The following is a 19635-nucleotide window of genomic DNA, read 5'->3' as shown; positions in this document are numbered from 1 at the left end:
CGACCGCCCCGACACGACAACGCCCCGCGGCCTTTGCCGCGGGGCGTTGTCGTTGGTGCCGAAGTCGAACGCTCACGCCACCACGCGGGTCGTGACCTCCAGGCCGCCGGCGAGGGAGAAGGCGAGTGTGGCGCCGCGGGGCAGCGGGCCGACGCCGGCCGGGGTGCCGGTGAGCACCACGTCGCCGGGCTGCAGGGTGAAGTGGCGGCTCATCTCCGCCAGCAGCGCCGGCACCGGGAAGAGCATGTCTGAGCCGCGGCCTTGCTGGCGGACCTCGCCGTCCACCTCGAGGGTGAAGGAGAGCGTCGCCCAGTCCGGCACATCGGTCAGCGGCAGGAAGGCCGAGAGGGGGCAGGCGCCGTCGAAGGCCTTGGCGACCTCCCAGGGATGCCCCTTCTCCTTCAGGCGCGCCTGCACGTCGCGCAGGGTCAGGTCCAGCGCCAGCCCGAGGCCGAGGACGGCCCGTTCGGCCTGCTCCGGCGTGGCGTTCGAGAGCTCCTCACCGATCAGCAGCGCCAGCTCCGTCTCGTAGTGCACCTCGCCCCGGGCGAAGGGCGCCTCGATCGGCGCCTCCAGCGACACGGCGGCGGTCGCCGGCTTGATGAACAGCAGCGGCTCGCTCGGCACCGGGTTGTCCAGCTCCCGGGCGTGCTCGGCGTAATTGCGGCCGACGCAAACGATCTTGCCGAGCGGCTCGGCGAACGGCCGGCCATCGGTGAAACGGGGCACGAAGCGCATGGGGACTCCTCTCCTTCTCGTAGGTGCCGGGGCGGTCGGGCGACCGGCATTTCAGTCTACCGAAGCCGGCCTCGGGGTCCAGCGCCAGCCAGGCCGAGCAAGCCCGAGCGTCGCGAGCGAGACGCCGGACACCCGCCTACACTAGGCGAACAACAAGAGGAGAACCCCCATGCTCAAGCTCGGCTCGCTCATCATCCTGCTCAGTCTGCTGACGGCCTGCGCCTCTTCCTCGAATGACGAGGTGGGCATCACCGACGACTGTCAGGCGGACATCCGCACCCTGGAAATGGAGATCTACCAGAACCGTGACCAGTACACCCTCGAGGCGCGGACCAAGGCCAATGCCGAGCTGCTCCAGGCCAAGACCAACCGCTTCAACCCGGTGAAGTGTCGCGTGAACATCCAGGATGCGCGCAGCGAGCTGCGCAAGGGCAGGCTGTAAGGCAACCCGTGAGTGGAGACTTTTACGCCATAGGACGGCGCGAGACGGAGAGGGTGTCGTGACGAGGCACCCTTCCCGCTGATTCATGCAGGGTGCAGCATCCGGCCGTCGACACGATGTGGATAACCGCGCCCCCTTTCGTGGGCTTGTGCTACATTCAATTACATTAATGGAATTTAATCGGTGATCAAGGATGATCAAACCTGCCCTTCTGCTGCTCATCGCGAGCATGCTGCCGCCCCTCGCCAATGCACAGGTCTATAAGTGCGAGGTTGGTAATAATACCCGTTACCAGGATCATCCCTGTGCAGGGCCGTCGGCATCAGAGTCCGGCCAGATGCCCAACCTCAATAACCTTTCGACTATGGGTAGTGAAAGGAGGCGTCCACCGACGGATCTCTCAGCCATCGTCATGGAGCAGCTAGCCAATCCGCTCAGGCCTCATCTTGAGGCGAGGGCATCTGCTGGTGGCTACCTGCTAGAAGGCATGTCCAGGCACAAGGCCATTGCGATACTTGGCGAGCCAAATACACGCCGGGTTAATCTCAATTCAGATGGCCAAAGCTGTGAAATGCTTTACTGGCAGCACGAAAACGGAAAGCGAGAATCCCACCAGGCGCTTATTTGTGAAGACCGCGTCGTTAGTTATAGGAAATCACCATAATAGCTAAGATCCAGCTTTCTCCACCAGCCTGACTTCTCGTCTTTGGTGATCCACAACCATTCTTTCGAGCCTCAGCCCTGCCTCTTTACACACCCGGTTAATGATGCGATCGCGCTTCATGCGGTCTGGCCGTTTATGACTAGGGTCGTCTAACTCTAGCGCACAAAATATGCGAAAATCTCCGCGGCAGCATAGCACATAATCGAAGTGCCATTGTGATATCTGCCTAAACAAAGAAAGATACTCTCGACTCTTGGGCCGGTACTTATTCACATTAGGATTAACCAGATCGACAACGCGCACCTGAGAGAAAATGTGATATTTATCCCCATAGGCCTTTTCCAGCACCTTATAAACATCCCGTTCGGTGGGGCTCATCAGGTGTGAGCGTGCGACATAGGCCCCGCCCCGATCCATCAGGTCTTCAGAGTAGTTCCTATCTGCCTGATACGGCTTTATCTCAAGTGCTGCGATGGAGTCTTGCGGTGGGATGGGTGATCCAGGTTGCCTAACCAAGGGGCTATTGGCGCCGCCCAACCCGGAATATCCGGTGCTGGAGCTTTTCATCCATGACGACTCTGTTATTTTTCTACCCCCAGGCATCTTGTTCTTGATGCTTGCAGACGAGGCGGTGAAAGCACCACTTTCGGATTTTTCACCTTTCCGCCTCTTATAACCCCAGCTTCTTTTTCGTCTCCGTGGTTGTTTCCTGGTGACTTTGAGCAGTGCCGCCTTGATGATGGCAACTACTAACATTAACACCCCCCCAAAAAGGGCGGCTTTCATGATGGTCCCCACGAGTCCTTGAATCGCCTGTTCCACCGCTCCGCCCTCCCTGGCCTACCCTCTTCCTTCTGTTATGTCTTGCTCAAGGCGACCTCCTACCCCTGGAGCCTTCCGCCCTGGAACCACCTAGCCGCTGCCTTCCTGGCTAGTCGGTATCCGTCCCTGTCTGCTGAGCGTCTTCCGCGCCCTCCACTGCCCTTTACCTTTCAGCCTGAAGTGATGCTGGTGCGAAGCAGCAACCGTTGCTGGATGATCAGCACACAATCAAATAATAATTAAGCCTTTACTGGGAAGGTATCACAGCACATCGCAGCCAGCCTGTACGACCTTTTCACTACACAGCCACCAGCACCTCCCCCGACTCCGAGCGGTATCGGTCATCGAGCGCTTTATCGAGGCGGCTCAGCTCAGCGCAGCGCAGGCGCTCACAGGAGGATGCGACAAAGGCTTCCCCAAGAAAGCGCCCAGGCCGCTTGTGAGGGGCCACACAGGCCCTGGTTCAGGAGAGGAATGCCTCTGCGTCAATCCTCCGCCGGAGCTGGGCCTAGGGCGCGAGAGGCGGGTTGTGGAACGCGGTCGCTTGGCTCCCCCGCCGTCACACGGCTGAAAGAATTCGAGGCTACGGTAGGCACATCACGAATCGAGTCGTGAGCCCTGGATCTGGAAGACCAACAGCATGTTTAGCTCGCCTGATGGCGGGCTTTTTTTGGCTGGAGAAAGGCAGGAAGGGAGTAGTGCGAATACAAAGTGGACACGCACAAAAAAACCGCCTTCATAGGCGGTTTCTTGTATGCTGCGACTCATTTTCCCGATGCTTCGATGGTGCCGGCACCAGGAGTCGAACCCGGGACCTACTGATTACAAGTCAGTTGCTCTACCAACTGAGCTATGCCGGCGCGGGAACCGACTCGAGTCACAGAATCGGAAACAGGGTTGACGTGGCTGGGGTAGCAGGATTCGAACCTGCGCATGCCGATACCAAAAACCGGTGCCTTACCGCTTGGCTATACCCCAGCATTGTGGTGGCCAGAGACGGAATCGAACCGCCGACACGGGGATTTTCAATCCCCTGCTCTACCAACTGAGCTATCTGGCCCCTCGCCAACGGTGCGTATTAAACCCCAGCCGGCCGTTGGCGTCAACCCTTTCCGTTTCAAAAAGATGGCGAGGGTTTACCGGCGCACGAAACGGCTAGTCGCCCTGGGGCACATAGCCCTCGGCCTGGTCAGTTTCCTGGTTGTCGAGGAAGCGCTCCATCTGCTCCATCAGGTACTCCCGCGAGGCGGCGTCGAGCATGTTCAGGTGCTTCTCGTTGATCAGGCGGGTCTGCAGCGCCTGCCACTCCTCCCAGGCCTGCCTGGAGACGCTGGCCTGGATCTCCTGACCCTTCTTGCCCGGCAGCGGCGGGAACGGCAGGGCGTCCATCTCCTTCTGGTACTTGCGGCAGAACACGGTCTGGCTCATCGGGGTCTCTCCTCGTGCGGGCTCATGGCCCGGCGGTGGTGGTCAGTGCAAAGGGCGCCAGCGAGGCCAGCAGCGCCTTTACCGGCGCCGCCAGGCCGACGCTGGCGGGATCCCGGGGATCGTACCAGCGGCGCGCCTCGCCCACCGAATCCAGCCGGGCGATACGCGCCGGCTGCGGGGTGATCTCGAGACGAAAGTGGCTGAAGACGTGGGTGAAGGGCGTCCAGGCCGTCTCGAGCTCGCTGCCCGGCGCGTGAACGGCCAGCCAGGCCGTCAGCGCCTCGCGATCATCGAACTGCGGCAGGCTCCAAAGCCCACCCCACAGGCCGCTGGCGGGGCGCTGCTCGAGCAGCACGCGCCCCTCGCGATCCTGTAAGAGCAGCATGGTGGTGGTGCGGGTCGGCACGGCCTTCTTCGGCTTCGACTCGGGGAAGCGCTTCTCCTCGCCGCGGGCATGGGCGAGGCACTCCGCCTCGAAGGGGCAGCGCGCGCAGTCCGGCTGCCCGCGCCGGCACAGCGTCGCCCCCAGGTCCATCATCGCCTGGGTGAAGTCGACCACCCGCGCCTCGGGGGTGTAGTGCTCGGCCAGGGCCCAGAGGCGGCGCTCCACCGCCGGCCGCCCCGGCCAGCCCTCCACGGCGTGCAGGCGAGTCAGCACCCGCTTGACGTTGCCGTCGAGGATCACCGCCCGCCGCCCGGTGCTCTGGGCGATGATCGCCCCGGCCGTGGAGCGGCCGATGCCGGGCAGGGCCGCCATCGCCTCGAGGCTCTCCACGGGAAACGCCCCGCCGTGCTCCTCGACGACGACGCGCGCGGCCTTGTGCAGGTTGCGGCCCCGGGCGTAGTAGCCAAGCCCGGTCCACAGGTGCAGCACCTCGTCCTGCTCGGCCGCCGCCAGCGAGGCCACATCGGGAAAGCGCGCCATGAAGCGCTCGAAGTAGGGGATCACCGTGGTGACCTGGGTCTGCTGCAGCATGATCTCCGAGACCCACACCCGGTAGGGGCTGCGATCCTGCTGCCAGGGCAGGTCGTGGCGACCGTGCTCGTCGAACCACTCGAGCAGGCGCTGCTGGAAGCGTTCGGGGGGCAGGATGGCGGGCGGCATCTCGCTCATGGGCTCTCTCGACACGACACTCTCACGGCACGAAAAAAAGCGCCGACTGGGGAAGTCGGCGCAGGGACTGGTCATACATGTTGCTCAATTGAAGAGACCTTCCAGGGCGTCGCGAAGTTCCTGGCCGGCCTGCTCGCCGAGGCGTTCGTCGAGCTTCTCGACGGCGCCCTCGAGGCGCTCCTCGACCTTTTCACCGGCTCGCTGGGTGGCCTCGTCGCGCAGCAGCCCGGCGAGGGTGCCTTGGAAGGCCTCGCGATCGAAGCGGCACCATTCCGAGCTCTCGCCTCCGAGAGTGCCATCACAGCGCACCGGCAGCGGCACGCGTGCCAGCCTCGGATTGACCTCGCAGGGCGCATTATCGGCCTCCACCAGGCGCACCGCGGCGCGCAGGTCGAACTGTTCGCTGACGAGATCAATGCGGCCCTCGCCGTCCACCCGCATACCGGGCAGCGTGACCAGCAGGTCGTCGCTCTGCACCTCGCCCTCGTCCAGGGTCAGGCCGGCCCGGATGCGCTCGAAGCGCGTCTCCTCGGCCCACTCGCGGTCGAGCCGCTTGCCCTGCAGGGTGGCGGCCGTGGTGCACAGCTCCTCGGCGACATTGAGCTCCTTGAAGGCGCCCTCGTCGATGCGCGCATCGAGGCGGCCGCTCAGGTGGCGCCTGAGCTCCAGCGGGGAGTTGCCGCGACTGGTCAGCTCGCCCTCGCCGCTGAAGCGCCCGCTGAGGGGAGCCGGCTCCTCAGAGCGGGCCTCGAGCAGCGACTCGAGGCGCACCCGCTCGGCACGGGGCGAGAGCTGCCAGCGAACCGGGCTCTCGCGCAGGTCGAGAACGCCGTCGGCGGCCAGGCTCCCCTCGTAGAAGCGGGAGGTGAAGTCGATCAGGCGATGGCGGCCATCGCGCCCTTCGAGGGTCAGGTCGACGTCCTGGAAGTTCAGCCCCGCGAGGCGCAGCTGCCCCAGGGCGAGGTGGGCATCGAGCTCGAGGGTGGAGAGCCACTCCGTGGGCACCAGCCCGCCGGCGTCCTCGGCGTGGGCCCGGCGGATGCCCGGCAGCTGCTTGGATGATGCGGTATCGGCGCCGGCGCCGGCCGGCAGCAGGTAGCCGTCCAGATCCAGGCGATCCCCCTGCAGGTCGGCGGCGAGCAGGCCACCGTCGAAGCGACCCGCCAGGCGACCGGTGAAGGTGCCGTCGTCCAGCACCAGGGTCAGGCCGGCGAGCTCGAAGCGCTCAAGGTCACCGCTGACCGGACTGGTCAGCGCCACGTCGGTGAGCGCCTGGCCACTAGCCATGGCGGGCATCGCATCAAAGCGCGTCAGCCAGGGGCGCAGCGACAGCGGCGTCAGGCGCAGCTGGCCGGTATAGGCCGGCGCCTCGCCGAGGTCGCTGAGGTTGAGGTTGCCGTTAAGCTTCAGGGCGTCGGGGCCGGTCAGCTCCAGCTCGCGCAGGCGGGCACTCTGCTCGTCGAGGTCGGCATCCACCGAGAAGGCGAGCGTGAGGGGCAGGACCTTCTCGCCCAGGCGCGGGTGGTTGAGGCTGGCGTCGAGGGTGCCCGCCTCCAGTTGCAGGCTGCCCTCGCCGACATTCACTACCAGCCGCTCACCCTTCAGGTTGAGCTTCTGCTCGTTCTCCAGCCCGGCCAGCCGGTTGACCGTCGTCAGGCTCAGCCCCTCCAGCACGTGCCGCCCTTCGGAGAGCCCCAGGTCCACCCGGGTGTCGAGAGCGACATCGCTTAGCAGTCGCGGCTCGCTCGGCTGCTCCCTCCAGTCGAGGCTCTCATGAAGCCGCAGGCGGAAGGACGAGGTGAGCGGAAAGGCGCTGCCGGGATTGACGTTGCTGCCGCTGATCTCGAGCCCCTCGAGGCGCAGCTCGCGGTCCGCGAGGGCATCGCGAAAGTGCACCTCGCCACGACGCACCTGCACGCTGGCGATGTTGAGGGCCACCGAGAGGCCGTTGCTCGCGCCCGGGGCGGGGCCGGCACTGGCCGGTGCCAGGGCAGCCTCGGCCTGTTCGCCGCGCTCGCCCAGCCGCTCGCTCAACACCTCCCAGTTGCCCTTGCCCTGCGCGTCGCGCTCGAGGTCGAGGTAGAGGTCGTCGAGGGTCAGGCCGTCGATGGCGATCTCACCGCGCAGCAGCGGCGTGAAGGCCAGGCTGACCTCGGCGTGGGAGAGCGCGGCGAAGGGCGCCGAGTCATCGGTCTGATCGGGCAGGCGGGCCTCGGCCTGCTGCACGCCGACCCCCAGCCGAGGATAGAAGGACCAGGAGAGCGGGCCGTCGAGGGTCAGCTCGAGCCCGCTGTGCTCGCGCACGACCTCGACCAGGCGCGGCTTGAGATCGTTGGGGTCGAAGAAGGTCGTCACGTACACCACGGCGCCGACCATCACCAGGCCGAGGACGCCGATCGCGGCGAGCAGGGTGCGCAGCAACCGCTTCATTGATGACCTCCCTGTGACGAGAGATTGAGCTCGAAGTAGTCGCCGTCCTTGGTGAGACGATAGCCGAGCCTCGAGAGCAGCAGCTGGTCGGCCACGGGCAGCTGGGAGGAGGCGGCATAGAGGCGGCGCCCCTCGGCATGGGCGGCTTCGCTGACCAGCCCCAGCAGGCGCGAGCCGACCCCGCGGCGGCGCGTGGTCTTGCGCACGCAGAGGTTCGACAGCCACCAGGCGTTCTGATCGAGTTTCACCGCCACGGCGCCCAGCAGGCGGTCGTTGAAGCGGGCACAGCTGAACAGGTGGCCGTTCGCCAGATGTTCACGGATGAAGTCGTCCACGGGCAGGGGCAGGCGCTCGGGGGGCGCGTCCGTGAAGATGCGTACGAGGTCGAGGCGTATCTGGGCATCCGCTTCCCAGGTGTCCTGGTCGACCTGCTGAAGGGTCACCGGCATGCGTGGATCTCCTTGAAGCCGGGGCGGCAGGCGTGCCACCACTGTCATGGGCCGCATTGTAGCGGATGGGGTGAGCGATTCACTATAATGGCAGGCTCGCGGCGTCAGGCACAGCACCCGACGCCCCTTCGTATTGCCGGCCGGTGAGCATCACTGGCCCTCCTCGACACGCGCCCAGGCGCTGGAGATCCGACATGTCCGAGCGTATCGCCACGGTCACCCGGAACACCCGGGAAACCCAGATCACGGTGACCATCAACCTCGACGGCGAGGGGCGCCTGGCCTGCGAGACCGGCGTGCCCTTCCTCGATCACATGCTCGATCAGGTGGCGCGCCACGGCCTGATCGACCTCGATATCGAGGCGGTGGGCGACCTGCACATCGACGATCACCACACCGTCGAGGACCTGGGCATCACCCTGGGCCAGGCCTTCCACCAGGCGATCGGCGACAAGCGCGGCATCTACCGCTACGGCCATGCCTACGTGCCCCTGGACGAGGCGCTGTCCCGCGTGGTGGTAGACTTCTCCGGCCGCCCGGGGCTCAGCATGGACGTGGAGTTCACCCGCGCCAGCATCGGTCGCCTGGATACCCAGCTGTTCTGGGAGTTCTTCCAGGGCTTCGTCAATCACGCCCGGGTGACCCTGCACATCGACAACCTGAAGGGCTTCAACGCCCACCATCAGGCGGAAACCATCTTCAAGGCCTTCGGCCGCGCGCTGCGCATGGCCGTGGCGCCCGACCCGCGCATGGCGGGTCAGATGCCGTCCACCAAGGGCAGCCTCTGAGGCCGCCGCACGATCACACGAGGAGCGCCCCATGACCATTGCCGTCATCGACTACGGAATGGGTAACCTGCATTCCGTCGCCAAGGCACTGGAGCACGTCACTCACGAGAACGTGGTCGTGACGCGGGATGCCCGTCGCATCCGCGGCGCCACCCGCCTGGTGCTGCCCGGCCAGGGCGCCATCCGCGACTGCATGGGCGAGCTCGAGAAGACCGAGCTGCGCGGCCTGGTCGAGGAGCTGCTCGCCTCCCAAGACAAGCCGCTGCTGGGCATCTGTGTCGGCCAGCAGATGCTGCTCGACCACAGCGAGGAGAACGGCGGCATCGGCTGCCTGGGCTTCCTGCCCGGCGAGGTGCGAAAGTTTCCGGCCGACATGCGCGACGACCGGGACAACCGCCTGAAGGTCCCGCACATGGGCTGGAACCTGGTCAATCAGCACCATGACCACCCGCTGTGGGCGGGCATCGACCAGGACGAGCACTTCTATTTCGTGCACAGCTACTACGTCGAGGCCGCCGACGACGCCACGGTGTTCGGCACCACCGAGTACGGGCGGGTGAATGCCCATGTGGCCATCGGCCGCGACGCCACCTTCGCGGTGCAGTTCCACCCGGAGAAGAGCTCACGGGCCGGCCTCAAGCTGCTGGAAAACTTCGTGCAGTGGACGCCCTGAACGGCGCCGTCGCGATGTCCCGGGGTGCCGACGACGCGCCCCTGTCCGCCGCACTCATGACAGCCGCATTTATGATAACAAGGGCGCCCGAGAGCGCGCCGAATGGAGACCCGACATGCTGGTAATTCCCGCCATCGACCTCAAGGACGGCCAGTGCGTGCGCCTCAAGCAGGGCCGCATGGACGACGCCACCACCTACGGCGATGACCCGGTGGCCATGGCCGCCCGCTGGGTCGAGGCCGGCGCCCGTCGCCTGCATCTGGTCGACCTCAACGGCGCCTTCGAGGGCGAACCGGTCAACGGCGAGGCGGTCACCGCCATCGCCCGCGCCTACCCGAATCTGCCGATCCAGATCGGCGGAGGCATCCGCAGCGCCGAAACCATCGAGCACTATCTCGCGGCCGGGGTCTCCTACGTGATCATCGGCACCAAGGCGGTCAAGGAGCCGGCCTTCGTCGGCGAGATGTGCCGCGCCTTCCCGGGCCACGTGATCGTCGGCCTGGACGCCCGGGACGGCTTCGTCGCCACCGACGGCTGGGCCGAGGTCTCCACGGTCAAGGCCACCGAGCTCGCCAAGCGCTTCGCCGACGACGGCGTCTCATCGATCGTCTACACCGACATCGCCCGCGACGGCATGATGCAGGGCGTCAACGTCGAGGCCACCGCCGAGCTCGCCCGCGAGGGCGGCCTGCCGGTGATCGCTTCGGGAGGGGTCACCGACCTCGAGGACCTGCGCGCCCTGGCAAAAGTCGCCGACGACGGCATCCTCGGCGCCATCACCGGCCGGGCCATCTACGAGGGCAGCCTCGACGTGGCCGAGGCCCAGCGGCTGTGCGACGCGCTCAGCCACAAGGGGAGCTGATCATGGGACTCGCCAAGCGCATCATCCCGTGCCTGGACGTCGACGCCGGCCGTGTGGTCAAGGGCGTCAACTTCATCGGCATCCGTGACGCCGGTGATCCGGTGGAGATCGCCCAGCGCTACAACCAGCAGGGCGCCGACGAGATCACCTTCCTCGACATCACGGCCAGCCACGAGGACCGCGACACCACGGTGGAGATGGTCGAGCGCATCGCCGGCGAGGTGTTCATCCCGCTGACGGTGGGCGGCGGCATCCGCAGCTGCGACGACATCCGCACCATGCTCAACGCCGGCGCCGACAAGGTGTCGATCAACACCGCCGCGGTGACCAACCCCGACTTCGTGCACGAGGCCGCCGAGCGCTTCGGCAGCCAGTGCATCGTGGTGGCCATCGACGCCAAGAAGGTCTCCGCCGAGGGCGAGCCCGAGCGCTGGGAGATCTTCACCCACGGCGGACGCCGCCCCACCGGCCTGGATGCCGTGGAGTGGGCCAAGAAGATGGTGGCCTATGGGGCCGGCGAGTTGCTGCTGACCAGCATGGACCGCGACGGCACCAAGGTCGGCTTCGATCTGGGCGTCACGCGCGCCATCGCCGATGCCGTGAGCGTGCCGGTGATCGCCTCCGGCGGTGTGGGCAACCTCGACCACCTGGTGGATGGGGTCATCGAGGGCGGTGCCGACGCGGTGCTGGCGGCGAGCATCTTCCACTTCGGCGAGTACACCATCCCCGAGGCCAAGCGTTACATGGCCAAGCACGGGATCGAGATGCGGCTCTAGGAAAAGGGGATTTATTGCTGCGCTCGATATCCTGATCGCTCGCGACATAAATCTTCACTTTTCCTTTCTAGTAAGAAGAGGAAGGGCCCGCCACTTGGCGGGCCCTTCGTCGTTCTGGCCGACGTGCGGGCGGCTACTCCTCGACCGAGAGCCCCAGGTTGCTGACGCCGTCGTTGCGCCCCAGCCGGCGCAGCGCCTTGAGCGCCTCGCGATCCAGCGGCCCGGCCTCCAGGGCCTCGAGCACCGCGTCCTGGAAGTCGTTCTCGTCCGCCATCAGCGGATGGTCGCGCAGCAGGGCGGCGAGACGCTCGGCGTCCTCCTCGCCCTCGGTGAGCTCGATGTAGGCCCGCACCCCGCTGCGCGAGGCGCGGCTGACCTCCAGCACCGCCTCAGAGGCCTCGCCGCGCAGGGTGTCGAGGATCGCCGAGAGCGCGACCACCGCCTCCAGCGCCCGCCGGGCGCCGAAGCTGTCGTCCTCGACGGGGGGCTCCAGCTCGGCGAGCTTCTCGGCCTGGCGGTCGAAGTCGATGCGCGCCTCCTTGACCGCCAGCTGTTCCCAGACGAGATCCAGGATCACTCGCAGGCCGTGGGGATCCCCCTCACCGCTGTTCGCGGCGTAGAGGCCATAGTTGGGCAGCAGCCGTTCGCACAGCGCCGCCATGAAGGCCTGCTGACGACGCGGGTCGAGCTGCTGAAGGCGCTGGAAGAAGCCGCTCATGGAGTCTCCTTGGAGGTTAGGTTGTCTCAGGGCCAGAGGCGCTCGACCGACACCCGCCCGCGGGGATCGAACAGCACGCCCTCGGCCACCAGGCGCCGGCGCTGCTCGTCGGCGCCGCCGTGATCGGCGAGCTTGCGCGAGGCGGTGATCACCCGAAACCAGGGCAGGCCGTGGCCGGCGGGCAGATCGCGCAGGGCGCGGGCCACCAGCCGTGGCGTGGCACCCTCGGTCATCGCGGCGATGCGCCCATAGGTCGTCACCCGGCCCGCGGGAATCTCGGCCAGGATGGTCAGAATCTGTTCTCTCAGCTCGGGCTTCATGTACTCTGGCGCTCCGTCAGTCACCCGCGCATTGCTAATATGGCGAGGCTCGCATGCACGTTCATCTCCTCCAGCACAGCCCCCACCAGGGACCGGCCCGGATCGCCGACTGGCTCGCCAGCATGGGCCATAGCCACACCGTCTTCCATCTCGACGCGGGCGAGCTGCCGCCGCGGCTGGCCGACGGCGATGCCCTGATCCTGCTCGACGGCCCCGAGGGCCGCGATGACGATGCGCGCCCCTGGCTCAGGGCCGAGCGCAAGCTCGTCGCCCAGGCGCTGGACGGCCGCAAGCCGCTGCTGGGGATCGGCTACGGTGCCCGGCTGATTGCCGAGGCGCTGGGGGCGATCGTGGCTCGCGGCACCGTGGCCGAGACCGGCTGGCACCGGGTAAGCCTCGCCCCGATGACCCCCGTCGACCTCCCCGAGGACTTCGAGGCCTTCATGTGGCACCGCGAGGTGTTCGCCCTGCCCGACTATGCCCTGGCGCTGGGCCGCAGCACCGCGAGCCCGCTGCAAGGCTTCACCTGGGACGACGGCCGGGTGCTGGCCCTGCTCTGCCACCTGGAGGCGACTGCGACCAGCGTCGCCGCCCTGCTCGATCACCTGCCCCCGCCCGAGGGCAGCGAGGCGAGCCCGCACGCCCAGGACCGCGCCACGATGCTCGACGACCCGAGGCGCTTCGACCGGCTGGCCCCCTTGCTCGATCGGCTGCTGTCGCAATGGCTGCGCCACGCCGCGCGCTGAGACTCAGGCCGGCTGATGCACCGGCCGGCCGGCCTTTCGGGCCTCGGCCGACCACTCCCTTGCGACCGCCAGGCAGCTCTCCCAGTCGCCCACGTGGAGGAAGTGGCGCTCCGGGTGCTTCTCCAGCTGGTGACGATAGAGCGGGTCGTAGTATTCGGTGAGCAGCGGTGCCAGCCAGGCCTCGTGGGCGCTGGTGTTGCCGCGCTCGTGCTCGCGGAAGGCCAGCGCCTGAAGGCGCTGCAGCCGCGCCAGGCGCGCCTGCCCCAGGCGCTTTCTCAACCGCCCGAGGGCCGTGGCGAGCTGCTTGCGCATCAGCGCCCAGCCCAGCCAGTCGCCGAACTGCCGGCGATGGACCTCCCAGAGATCGTCGATGTAGTCCTTGCGGATCTGCTCCAGGCGCCAGTCCAGCGGCATCTCGATGCGGATGCGCGGCGCCTGGACCATGCCCTCCCAGAAGGTTAGCGGGATGTTGGCGGTGCCGATGCGCCGCGACTCGTCCTCCAGCACCAGCGGCCCGGGCAGGTCCAGCAGGCGCAGCCCCATGGCGTGTTCGAAGTCGATCTGGCTGGGCGCCGGCAGCGGATGGCGGCCGAAGGCCGAGCCCTTGTGGCGGGCGCACCCCTCGAGGTCGAGGCCCTCCTCCAGCGCCAGGATCAGCGACGTCTTGGCGCAGCCGGTCAGCCCGCCCACCACCAGCTGCGGCTGCTCGGCGGCGTCGTCGATGCGTGCGCAGAGCGCCTGGCGCATCGCCTTCCAGCCCCCGCGGATGCGTGGGCGCGTGATGCCGGCATCGGCCAGCCACTGCTGGGCGGTGCGCGAGCGCAGCCCGCCGCGGAAGCAGTAGATGATGGCGTCGGGGTGGGCCTCGACGAGCCGCCCCCAGGCGGCGACCCGCGACGCCTTGAGGCCGCCGCGCACCAGCCGCTCGCCCAGGGCGATGGCCGCGTCCTGGCCGCGCTCCTTGTACTCGATGCCGACGAGGTGGCGCTCCTCGTCGTCCATCAGCGGCAGGTTGACGGCGCCGGGCAGCGCGCCCTGGGCGAACTCCACGGGTGCACGCACGTCGATCAGCACGCGCCCTTCCCTCAAGAGTTCGAGCTTCGGCTCGACCAGCGGCAGGCTCATCCGCGCACCTCGATCAGCGCCGGCCCGCTGGCCTTGACCACCTCGCCGAAGGGCGTGAGCTCGATGCCGTGGTCGCGGCCGATGCGCTGCACGTCGTCCTCCCAGGAGGGGTGCACCGAGAGCAGCAGGCCGCCGGAGGTCTGCGGGTCGCAGAGCCACTGCCAGTGCGCCTCGTCCATGCCGGGCAGGCTCGCGCCCAGCGCCTCGCGGTTGCGTCGGGTGCCGCCGGGCACCGCGCCCTTGCGGCGGTAGGCCTCGGCCTCGGCGAGCCGCGGAAGGCGCCGGAAGTCGACCCGGGCGGCGACGCCGCTGGCGGTGCAGATCTCGGCGAGATGACCGGCCAGGCCGAAGCCGGTGACGTCGGTCATGGCGTGCACGCCCTTGACCTTGGCCAGCGCCGTGCCGATGGCGTTGGACTTGAGCATGGTCGAGCGCGCCAGCTCCTGGTGGCCGGCCTCCAGCAGCCCCTGCTTCTCGGCGGTGGTGAGCAGGCCCACCCCCAGCGGCTTGGTCAAGAACAGCAGGTCGCCGGGCTGGGCGCCCTTGTTGAGCTTGAGATGCTCGAGATCGACCAAGCCGTTGACCGACAGGCCGAAGATCGGCTCGGGAGACTCGATGGAGTGCCCGCCGGCGAGCGCCAGCCCCAGCTCGCGACACACCGCCTGGGCCCCGGCCACCACGTCGCCGGCGACGTCCGCGCCGAGCTTGTCCAGCGGCCAGCCGAGGATGCCCAGCGCCAGAACCGGCTTGCCGCCCATGGCGTAGACGTCGCTGATGGCATTGGTGGCGGCGATGCGGCCGAAGTCGAAGGGGTCGTCGACGATGGGCATGAAGAAGTCGGTGGTGGCGATCATGCCGCGCCCGTCGCCCAGGTCATAGACGGCGGCGTCCTCGCGGCCCTGGTTGCCGACGATCAGCCGCGAATGGCTGGCGCCGGGACCGGCCTTGGCGAGGATCCCATCGAGCACGTCGGGGGCGATCTTGCATCCGCAGCCGGCGCCGTGGCTGTACTGGGTCAGGCGGATGGCGCTCATCTCGTTCTCCTTGGCATTCGTTAACCGCATTCTACATCAAGTGTGTCGGGCCTAGAGGGCGTCGAGGGCCTCGGCGAGCTTGTCCACGGCGACCACGTCCATGCCTTCGGGGCTGCGCTTGGGGGCGTTGGCCCGGGGCACGATGGCGCGGGTGAAGCCGTGCTTGGACGCCTCGACGATGCGCTCCTGGCCACTGGGCACCGGGCGGATCTCGCCGGACAGGCCCACCTCGCCGAACACCACCAGCTCCCGGGGCAGCGGCCGGTTCTGCAGGCTGGAGACCACCGCCAGCAGCACGGCCAGGTCGGCGCTGGTCTCCAGCACCTTGACCCCGCCGACCACGTTGAGGAAGACGTCCTGGTCGCCGGTGAAGAGCCCGCCGTGGCGGTGCAGCACCGCCAGCAGCATGGCCAGGCGATTCTGGTCCAGGCCCACGGCGACCCGTCGCGGGTTGCCCAGCGCCGACTCGTCGAGCAACGCCTGCACCTCGACGAGGATCGGCCGGGTGCCCTCCCAGACCACCATCACCAGGCTACCCGATGCCTGCTCCTCGCTGCGCGAGAGGAAGATGGCGCTGGGGTTCTTCACCTCCTTCATGCCGTGCTCGAGCATGGCGAAGACGCCCAGCTCGTTGACCGCGCCGAAGCGGTTCTTCTGCCCGCGCAGGGTACGGAAGCGCGAGTCGGCGCCACCCTCGAGCAGCAGCGAGGCGTCGATCATGTGCTCGAGCACCTTGGGACCGGCCAGGCTGCCGTCCTTGGTGACGTGGCCGACCAGCAGCAACACGGTATTGGACTGCTTGGCGAAGCGAGTCAGCACCGCGGCGGACTCGCGCACCTGGGCCACGCCCCCCGGCGCCGAGGCGATGTCCTCCAGGTGCATGGTCTGGATGGAGTCGATGATCAGCACCTCAGGGCGCTCGCGCTCTGCCACCGCGAGGATGGTCTCGACGCTGGTCTCGGCGAGCATCTTCAGCCCCTGGGTAGGCAGCTGCAGGCGATGGGCGCGCATCGCCACCTGGGAGAGCGACTCCTCGCCGGTGACGTAGAGCGAGGCGCGCTCCTGGGCGAGCTTGCAGGCGGTCTGCAACAGCAGGGTCGACTTGCCGGCGCCGGGGTGGCCGCCGAGCAGCACCGCGGAGCCGGGCACCAGGCCGCCGCCCAGCACCCGATCGAACTCCTCGAAGGTCGAGGAGAGCCTGGGCACCTCGCTCAGATCGACGCTGCCCAGGTCGGTCACCTCGCGGGACAGGCTGCCGGCATAGCCGCCGCGTCCGGTACCGCTGCTCGCCCCGCTGGCCGCCCCGGCACCGGGACGCGCGGGGGCCAGGCGCACCTCGCTCAGGGTGTTCCACTCCTGACAGCTGGTGCACTGCCCCTGCCACTTGCGGTATTCGGCACCGCACTCGGTGCAGACGAAGGCGCTCTTCACTTTGGCCATGGGGCACTCTCTCGCTCGATGACGGGGCCTGTCGATGACGGCCCGGATATCAATCGGGCCATTCTAGCAGCCAGGGGCCGCCGGCTGCGGAGCCCCGCGCGATGAACGGGCCCGCAACGACACGGGGCGGCCCTGAGGCCGCCCCGGTGCTGCTCGTTCACAGGGTCAGAGACGCTTGAGCTGCAGCATCTCGCTGTTCTGGAAGCGACGCAGGTTGGGATCGATCAGCTCCAGTGTCTGGGGGTCGACACGCAGGAAGTAGTAGGTCTGCCCCTCGCCGTTGGGCACCAGCTCGTAGACGGTGGCGGAGGGATCCTGCTCCGTTCCCTGAAGCGTCTCCCAGTTGCCGGTGTAGTTCTCGTCCGGCGGGTTCTGCGGGTGAGCCCGATAGGAGGCGTCCAGGTCGAAGGTCCGCTCCGCGGCCATGGCCTGCTCATCACCCATCAGGGTCACGTTGAGGTCGATGCCCTCGCAGTTGCGGCACGGCAGGGTGCCCTGGTAGGTCACCGTGGTCGCTTCCATCTCGGTGGCACCCTGATCGGTGGGGCCGGCGGCACAGCCGGCCAACAGCGCGGCCAGGGCAGAGCCGACCAGCAAGGTCCTGATTTGCATTTATGTCCTCCTAACCAATGGGCATGACGCCGTGAGGCACGGCAGCCTGAACCACAGCATAACCTCTCGTGTGCTCAGCGGACAGCCTCGCCCGGGACCGCGTTCCTCACCCCGGCGGATAGACATTGGTGAAGACCAGGATCAGCACCAGTGGCATGACCACCAGGCTGCCCAGGTTGCCGATCAGCACCAGGGAGGCCACCTTATGGGGTTCCTGACGATACTGCTCGGCCACGAGGTAGTTCAACACGGCTGGCGGCAGGGCCGCGAACACCCACAGGGCCGCCGCCTGCAGCCCCGATAGTTCGAGCCAGATGATCAGCGGCACGGCGAGCACCAGCCCCGAGAGCGGGCAAAGCACCGCGCCGAGCAGGCCCGTCCGCCAGTCGCCGAAGTCGATGTCCAGCATGCGCACCCCCAGGGCGAAGAGCATCAGCGGGATGGAGACGCCCCCCAGCATGTGCATCGCCTCCAGCCCCCAGCCGGGCAGCGGCACTCCACCCAGGTTGACCACCAGGCCGGCCAGGCTCGCCAGCACGATGGGCATGCGCAGCAGCCGCCACAGCGGGGTGTGCGGGCTGAGCATGTAGAGCCCTACCGAGAAGTGCAGCAGCATCTCGACGATGAACAGCACCACCGCCGCCGGCAGGGCCTGCTCGCCGAAGGCCAGCACCAGCAGCGGGATGCCCATGTTGCCGGAGTTGTTGAACATCATCGGCGGCAGGAAGGTCTTCACCTCGAGCTTCAGCCACTTTGCCACCGGCCAGAGCACCAGCCCCGAGCCCAGCACCACCACGGCCGCCGCCAGGGCCAGCTTGGCATAGTCCGCCAGCGGTGCCTGGCGGTCGGCCAGCACGGCGAACACCAGCATGGGCACGAAGAGCTCCATGTTGAGGGTGTTCAGCCCGCGGATGTCCGGCGTGCGAAAGCGACCGTAGAGGGTACCGCAGCCCGCGATCAGGAAGACGGGCAGCAGGGTGGCGATGATCTGGGCGGTCATTGCAGGGATCCGTAGGCAGCGAATGATAGAAGGCGAGTCCCGAGACTAGCATGGGCACGGCTTGCGCGGTCAGGTCGCTCGGGTCACCATGAGCTCAGTTCCCACCCCTCGAGCGAGTGATCATGAGCAAGTTCTGGAGCCCTGAGGTCCGCGAGCTGACTCCCTATGTGCCGGGAGAGCAGCCCCGCGAACGGCTGATCAAGCTGAACACCAACGAGAACCCCTATCCGCCGGCGCCCGCCGTCGAAGCGGCCCTGCGCGATTTCTCCGCCGACCACCTGCGGCGCTATCCGGATCCGACCTCCTTCGCCCTGCGCGAGGCCCTGGCCGAGGAGCTCGGGGTGGACACCGCCGAGGTCTTCGTCGGCAACGGCTCCGACGAGGTGCTGGCCCTGGCCTTCCAGGCCTTCTTCCGCCAGCCGCGGCCGCTGTCAATGCCGACCATCTCCTACAGCTTTTATCCGGTCTACTGCCGGCTCTATGGCGTCGAGCGCCGCACCCACCCGCTGGACGATCAGTGGCGCGTCGACCTCGACGCCTTCCCCACGGATGCCGGCGGCGTGATCTTCGCCAACCCCAACGCCCCCACCGGCCATGGCCACGGGCGAGAGGCCGTGGCGGAGCTGCTGGAGCGGATCACCGACTCGGTGGTGCTGGTCGACGAGGCCTACGTGGATTTTGGCGGCGAGAGCGCGGCGCCGCTGGTCGAGCGCTTTCCCAACCTGCTGGTCACCGGCACCTTCTCCAAGTCGCGCAGCCTCGCCGGCCTGCGTCTGGGCTATGCCGTGGGCTCACGGGAGCTGATCGAGGGCCTGGAGCGGGTCAAGGATTCCTTCAACTCCTATCCCGTCGACAGCCTGGCCAGTGCCCTGGGCATCGCCTCGCTCGGCGATCACGAGCATTTTGATGCTTGCCGCGAGGCAGTGATCACCACGCGCGAGCGGACCCGGGTGCGGCTCGAGACCCTGGGCTTCCAGGTGCTGCCCTCGCAGACCAACTTCCTGCTGGTCAGCCACCCCGAGCACGACGCCGCCCAGCTCTTCGTGGGCCTGCGCGAGCGCGGCGTACTCGTGCGCCACTTCAACACCGACGCGCTGCGCAACCAGCTGCGCATCTCCATCGGCACCGATGACGAGATGGACAGCCTCATCGAGGCCCTGGAGAGCCTGTGCCGCTAACGCCTGGCTGACGGTTTCTCCCGCCCATAAAAAACGCCCCCGTCTCGACAGAGACGGGGGCGTTCTTGTATCGGGAGGCGCCGGCAACCGGCGCTCGGGCGTGCGCCTTTCCGCGCGACAAAACCCGCGCGCATGAAAAAACCCCGAGCTCATTGAGCTCGGGGTTTTCTCGGAATAGGTGCCTGACGATGACCTACTCTCGCATGGGGAGACCCCACACTACCATCGGCGCTGATCGGTTTCACTGCTGAGTTCGGCAAGGGATCAGGTGGTTCC

At 67.4% G+C, this 19635-nt stretch carries 21 protein-coding genes, 3 tRNA genes and 1 rRNA gene; 8 read left to right on the top strand and 17 right to left on the bottom strand.

The genetic code is table 11. The features are described from left to right. Window positions 1-72: 72 nt before the first annotated feature. The gene (locus tag ABE957_RS06645; RefSeq protein ID WP_349757888.1) at window positions 73-738 is read right to left on the bottom strand and encodes a fumarylacetoacetate hydrolase family protein; all 666 of its coding nucleotides are present in this window, start codon (window positions 736-738) and stop codon (window positions 73-75) included. Window positions 739-907: 169 nt separating this feature from the next. Between ABE957_RS06645 and ABE957_RS06640 the strand changes: the two genes are divergently transcribed. Beyond that, window positions 908-1180 (top strand): hypothetical protein, encoded by a 273-nt coding sequence (locus tag ABE957_RS06640; protein ID WP_108447470.1) that lies wholly within the window; start codon window positions 908-910, stop codon window positions 1178-1180. Window positions 1181-1373: 193 nt separating this feature from the next. Continuing rightward, window positions 1374-1844 carry a hypothetical protein gene (locus tag ABE957_RS06635; protein ID WP_349757887.1) on the top strand — a complete coding sequence of 157 codons (471 nt, stop codon included), beginning with the start codon at window positions 1374-1376 and terminating at the stop codon, window positions 1842-1844. 3 nt (window positions 1845-1847) lie between these two features. On the opposite strand, the gene ABE957_RS06630 is transcribed toward ABE957_RS06635, so the two are convergent. The 8 genes from ABE957_RS06630 to ABE957_RS06595 all read right to left on the bottom strand — a co-directional run bounded on the left by ABE957_RS06630 (window position 1848) and on the right by ABE957_RS06595 (window position 8087). Then, entirely contained in the window at window positions 1848-2666 is an 819-nt protein-coding gene (locus ABE957_RS06630; protein ID WP_349757886.1) for a DUF2726 domain-containing protein, read from the bottom strand. Between the two features lie 784 nt (window positions 2667-3450). Beyond that, window positions 3451-3526 (bottom strand) — tRNA-Thr (locus ABE957_RS06625). 43 nt (window positions 3527-3569) lie between these two features. Then, window positions 3570-3644 (bottom strand) — tRNA-Gln (locus tag ABE957_RS06620). Between the two features lie 6 nt (window positions 3645-3650). Further along, a tRNA-Phe gene (locus tag ABE957_RS06615) sits at window positions 3651-3726 on the bottom strand. A 95-nt stretch (window positions 3727-3821) separates the two neighbouring features. Further along, window positions 3822-4094 (bottom strand): oxidative damage protection protein, encoded by a 273-nt coding sequence (locus ABE957_RS06610; RefSeq protein ID WP_349757885.1) that lies wholly within the window; start codon window positions 4092-4094, stop codon window positions 3822-3824. A gap of 22 nt (window positions 4095-4116) precedes the next feature. After that, a complete protein-coding gene (gene mutY / locus ABE957_RS06605) occupies window positions 4117-5208 on the bottom strand; it encodes an A/G-specific adenine glycosylase (protein ID WP_349757884.1) in 1092 nt (363 codons plus the stop codon). Between the two features lie 84 nt (window positions 5209-5292). Next, a complete protein-coding gene (locus tag ABE957_RS06600; protein ID WP_349757883.1) occupies window positions 5293-7638 on the bottom strand; it encodes an AsmA family protein in 2346 nt (781 codons plus the stop codon). Continuing rightward, window positions 7635-8087: an acetyl-CoA sensor PanZ family protein gene (locus ABE957_RS06595; RefSeq protein WP_349757882.1), complete on the bottom strand. Its 453-nt coding sequence runs from the start codon at window positions 8085-8087 to the stop codon at window positions 7635-7637. The genes ABE957_RS06600 and ABE957_RS06595 overlap by 4 nt, the downstream gene beginning before the upstream one ends. 194 nt (window positions 8088-8281) lie before the next feature. Here ABE957_RS06595 and hisB point away from each other — a divergent pair, with 194 nt between their 5' ends. From hisB to hisF, 4 genes are all read left to right on the top strand, one after another. After that, complete coding sequence (hisB, locus tag ABE957_RS06590) at window positions 8282-8875, top strand: imidazoleglycerol-phosphate dehydratase HisB (RefSeq protein ID WP_349757881.1); 594 nt, start codon at window positions 8282-8284, stop codon at window positions 8873-8875. Between the two features lie 31 nt (window positions 8876-8906). Further along, a complete protein-coding gene (gene hisH / locus ABE957_RS06585; RefSeq protein WP_349757880.1) occupies window positions 8907-9548 on the top strand; it encodes an imidazole glycerol phosphate synthase subunit HisH in 642 nt (213 codons plus the stop codon). 115 nt (window positions 9549-9663) lie between these two features. Continuing rightward, complete coding sequence (gene hisA / locus ABE957_RS06580; RefSeq protein ID WP_349757879.1) at window positions 9664-10410, top strand: 1-(5-phosphoribosyl)-5-[(5-phosphoribosylamino)methylideneamino]imidazole-4-carboxamide isomerase; 747 nt, start codon at window positions 9664-9666, stop codon at window positions 10408-10410. A gap of 2 nt (window positions 10411-10412) precedes the next feature. After that, the gene (gene hisF / locus ABE957_RS06575) at window positions 10413-11186 is read left to right on the top strand and encodes an imidazole glycerol phosphate synthase subunit HisF (RefSeq protein WP_349757878.1); all 774 of its coding nucleotides are present in this window, start codon (window positions 10413-10415) and stop codon (window positions 11184-11186) included. 133 nt (window positions 11187-11319) lie between these two features. Here hisF and ABE957_RS06570 read toward each other — a convergent pair whose 3' ends face one another. Then, on the bottom strand, window positions 11320-11904 hold the full coding sequence (locus ABE957_RS06570; protein WP_349757877.1) for a YjaG family protein: 585 nt from the start codon (window positions 11902-11904) through the stop codon (window positions 11320-11322). 26 nt (window positions 11905-11930) lie between these two features. Beyond that, a complete protein-coding gene (locus tag ABE957_RS06565) occupies window positions 11931-12224 on the bottom strand; it encodes an MGMT family protein (protein ID WP_089850663.1) in 294 nt (97 codons plus the stop codon). A 53-nt stretch (window positions 12225-12277) separates the two neighbouring features. Here ABE957_RS06565 and ABE957_RS06560 point away from each other — a divergent pair, with 53 nt between their 5' ends. Then, entirely contained in the window at window positions 12278-12970 is a 693-nt protein-coding gene (locus tag ABE957_RS06560; protein ID WP_349757876.1) for a type 1 glutamine amidotransferase, read from the top strand. A gap of 3 nt (window positions 12971-12973) precedes the next feature. Here ABE957_RS06560 and mnmH read toward each other — a convergent pair whose 3' ends face one another. From mnmH to ABE957_RS06535, 5 genes are all read right to left on the bottom strand, one after another. Next, window positions 12974-14095, bottom strand: a complete 1122-nt coding sequence (gene mnmH, locus ABE957_RS06555) for a tRNA 2-selenouridine(34) synthase MnmH (protein WP_349757875.1) — start codon at window positions 14093-14095, stop codon at window positions 12974-12976. After that, on the bottom strand, window positions 14092-15129 hold the full coding sequence (selD, locus tag ABE957_RS06550) for a selenide, water dikinase SelD (RefSeq protein WP_349757874.1): 1038 nt from the start codon (window positions 15127-15129) through the stop codon (window positions 14092-14094). The genes mnmH and selD overlap by 4 nt, the downstream gene beginning before the upstream one ends. A 51-nt stretch (window positions 15130-15180) precedes the next feature. After that, on the bottom strand, window positions 15181-16569 hold the full coding sequence (gene radA, locus ABE957_RS06545; protein WP_349757873.1) for a DNA repair protein RadA: 1389 nt from the start codon (window positions 16567-16569) through the stop codon (window positions 15181-15183). Window positions 16570-16734: 165 nt separating this feature from the next. Beyond that, the gene (locus ABE957_RS06540) at window positions 16735-17181 is read right to left on the bottom strand and encodes a copper resistance protein NlpE N-terminal domain-containing protein (RefSeq protein WP_349757872.1); all 447 of its coding nucleotides are present in this window, start codon (window positions 17179-17181) and stop codon (window positions 16735-16737) included. Window positions 17182-17287: 106 nt separating this feature from the next. Next, window positions 17288-18181, bottom strand: coding sequence for an AEC family transporter (locus ABE957_RS06535; RefSeq protein ID WP_349757871.1), 894 nt, complete (start codon window positions 18179-18181; stop codon window positions 17288-17290). Window positions 18182-18303: 122 nt separating this feature from the next. Here ABE957_RS06535 and hisC point away from each other — a divergent pair, with 122 nt between their 5' ends. Further along, window positions 18304-19359, top strand: a complete 1056-nt coding sequence (gene hisC / locus ABE957_RS06530; protein WP_349757870.1) for a histidinol-phosphate transaminase — start codon at window positions 18304-18306, stop codon at window positions 19357-19359. Between the two features lie 180 nt (window positions 19360-19539). Here hisC and rrf read toward each other — a convergent pair. Further along, window positions 19540-19635 (bottom strand): 5S ribosomal RNA (gene rrf / locus ABE957_RS06525); the annotation flags it as partial.

The organism is Halomonas pelophila, from assembly GCF_040196315.1.
GTDB classification, from domain to species: Bacteria; Pseudomonadota; Gammaproteobacteria; order Pseudomonadales; family Halomonadaceae; genus Halomonas; species Halomonas pelophila.
The sequence above is the reverse complement of the archived record's forward strand: the minus strand, read 5'-3'. Positions and strand labels throughout refer to the sequence as shown.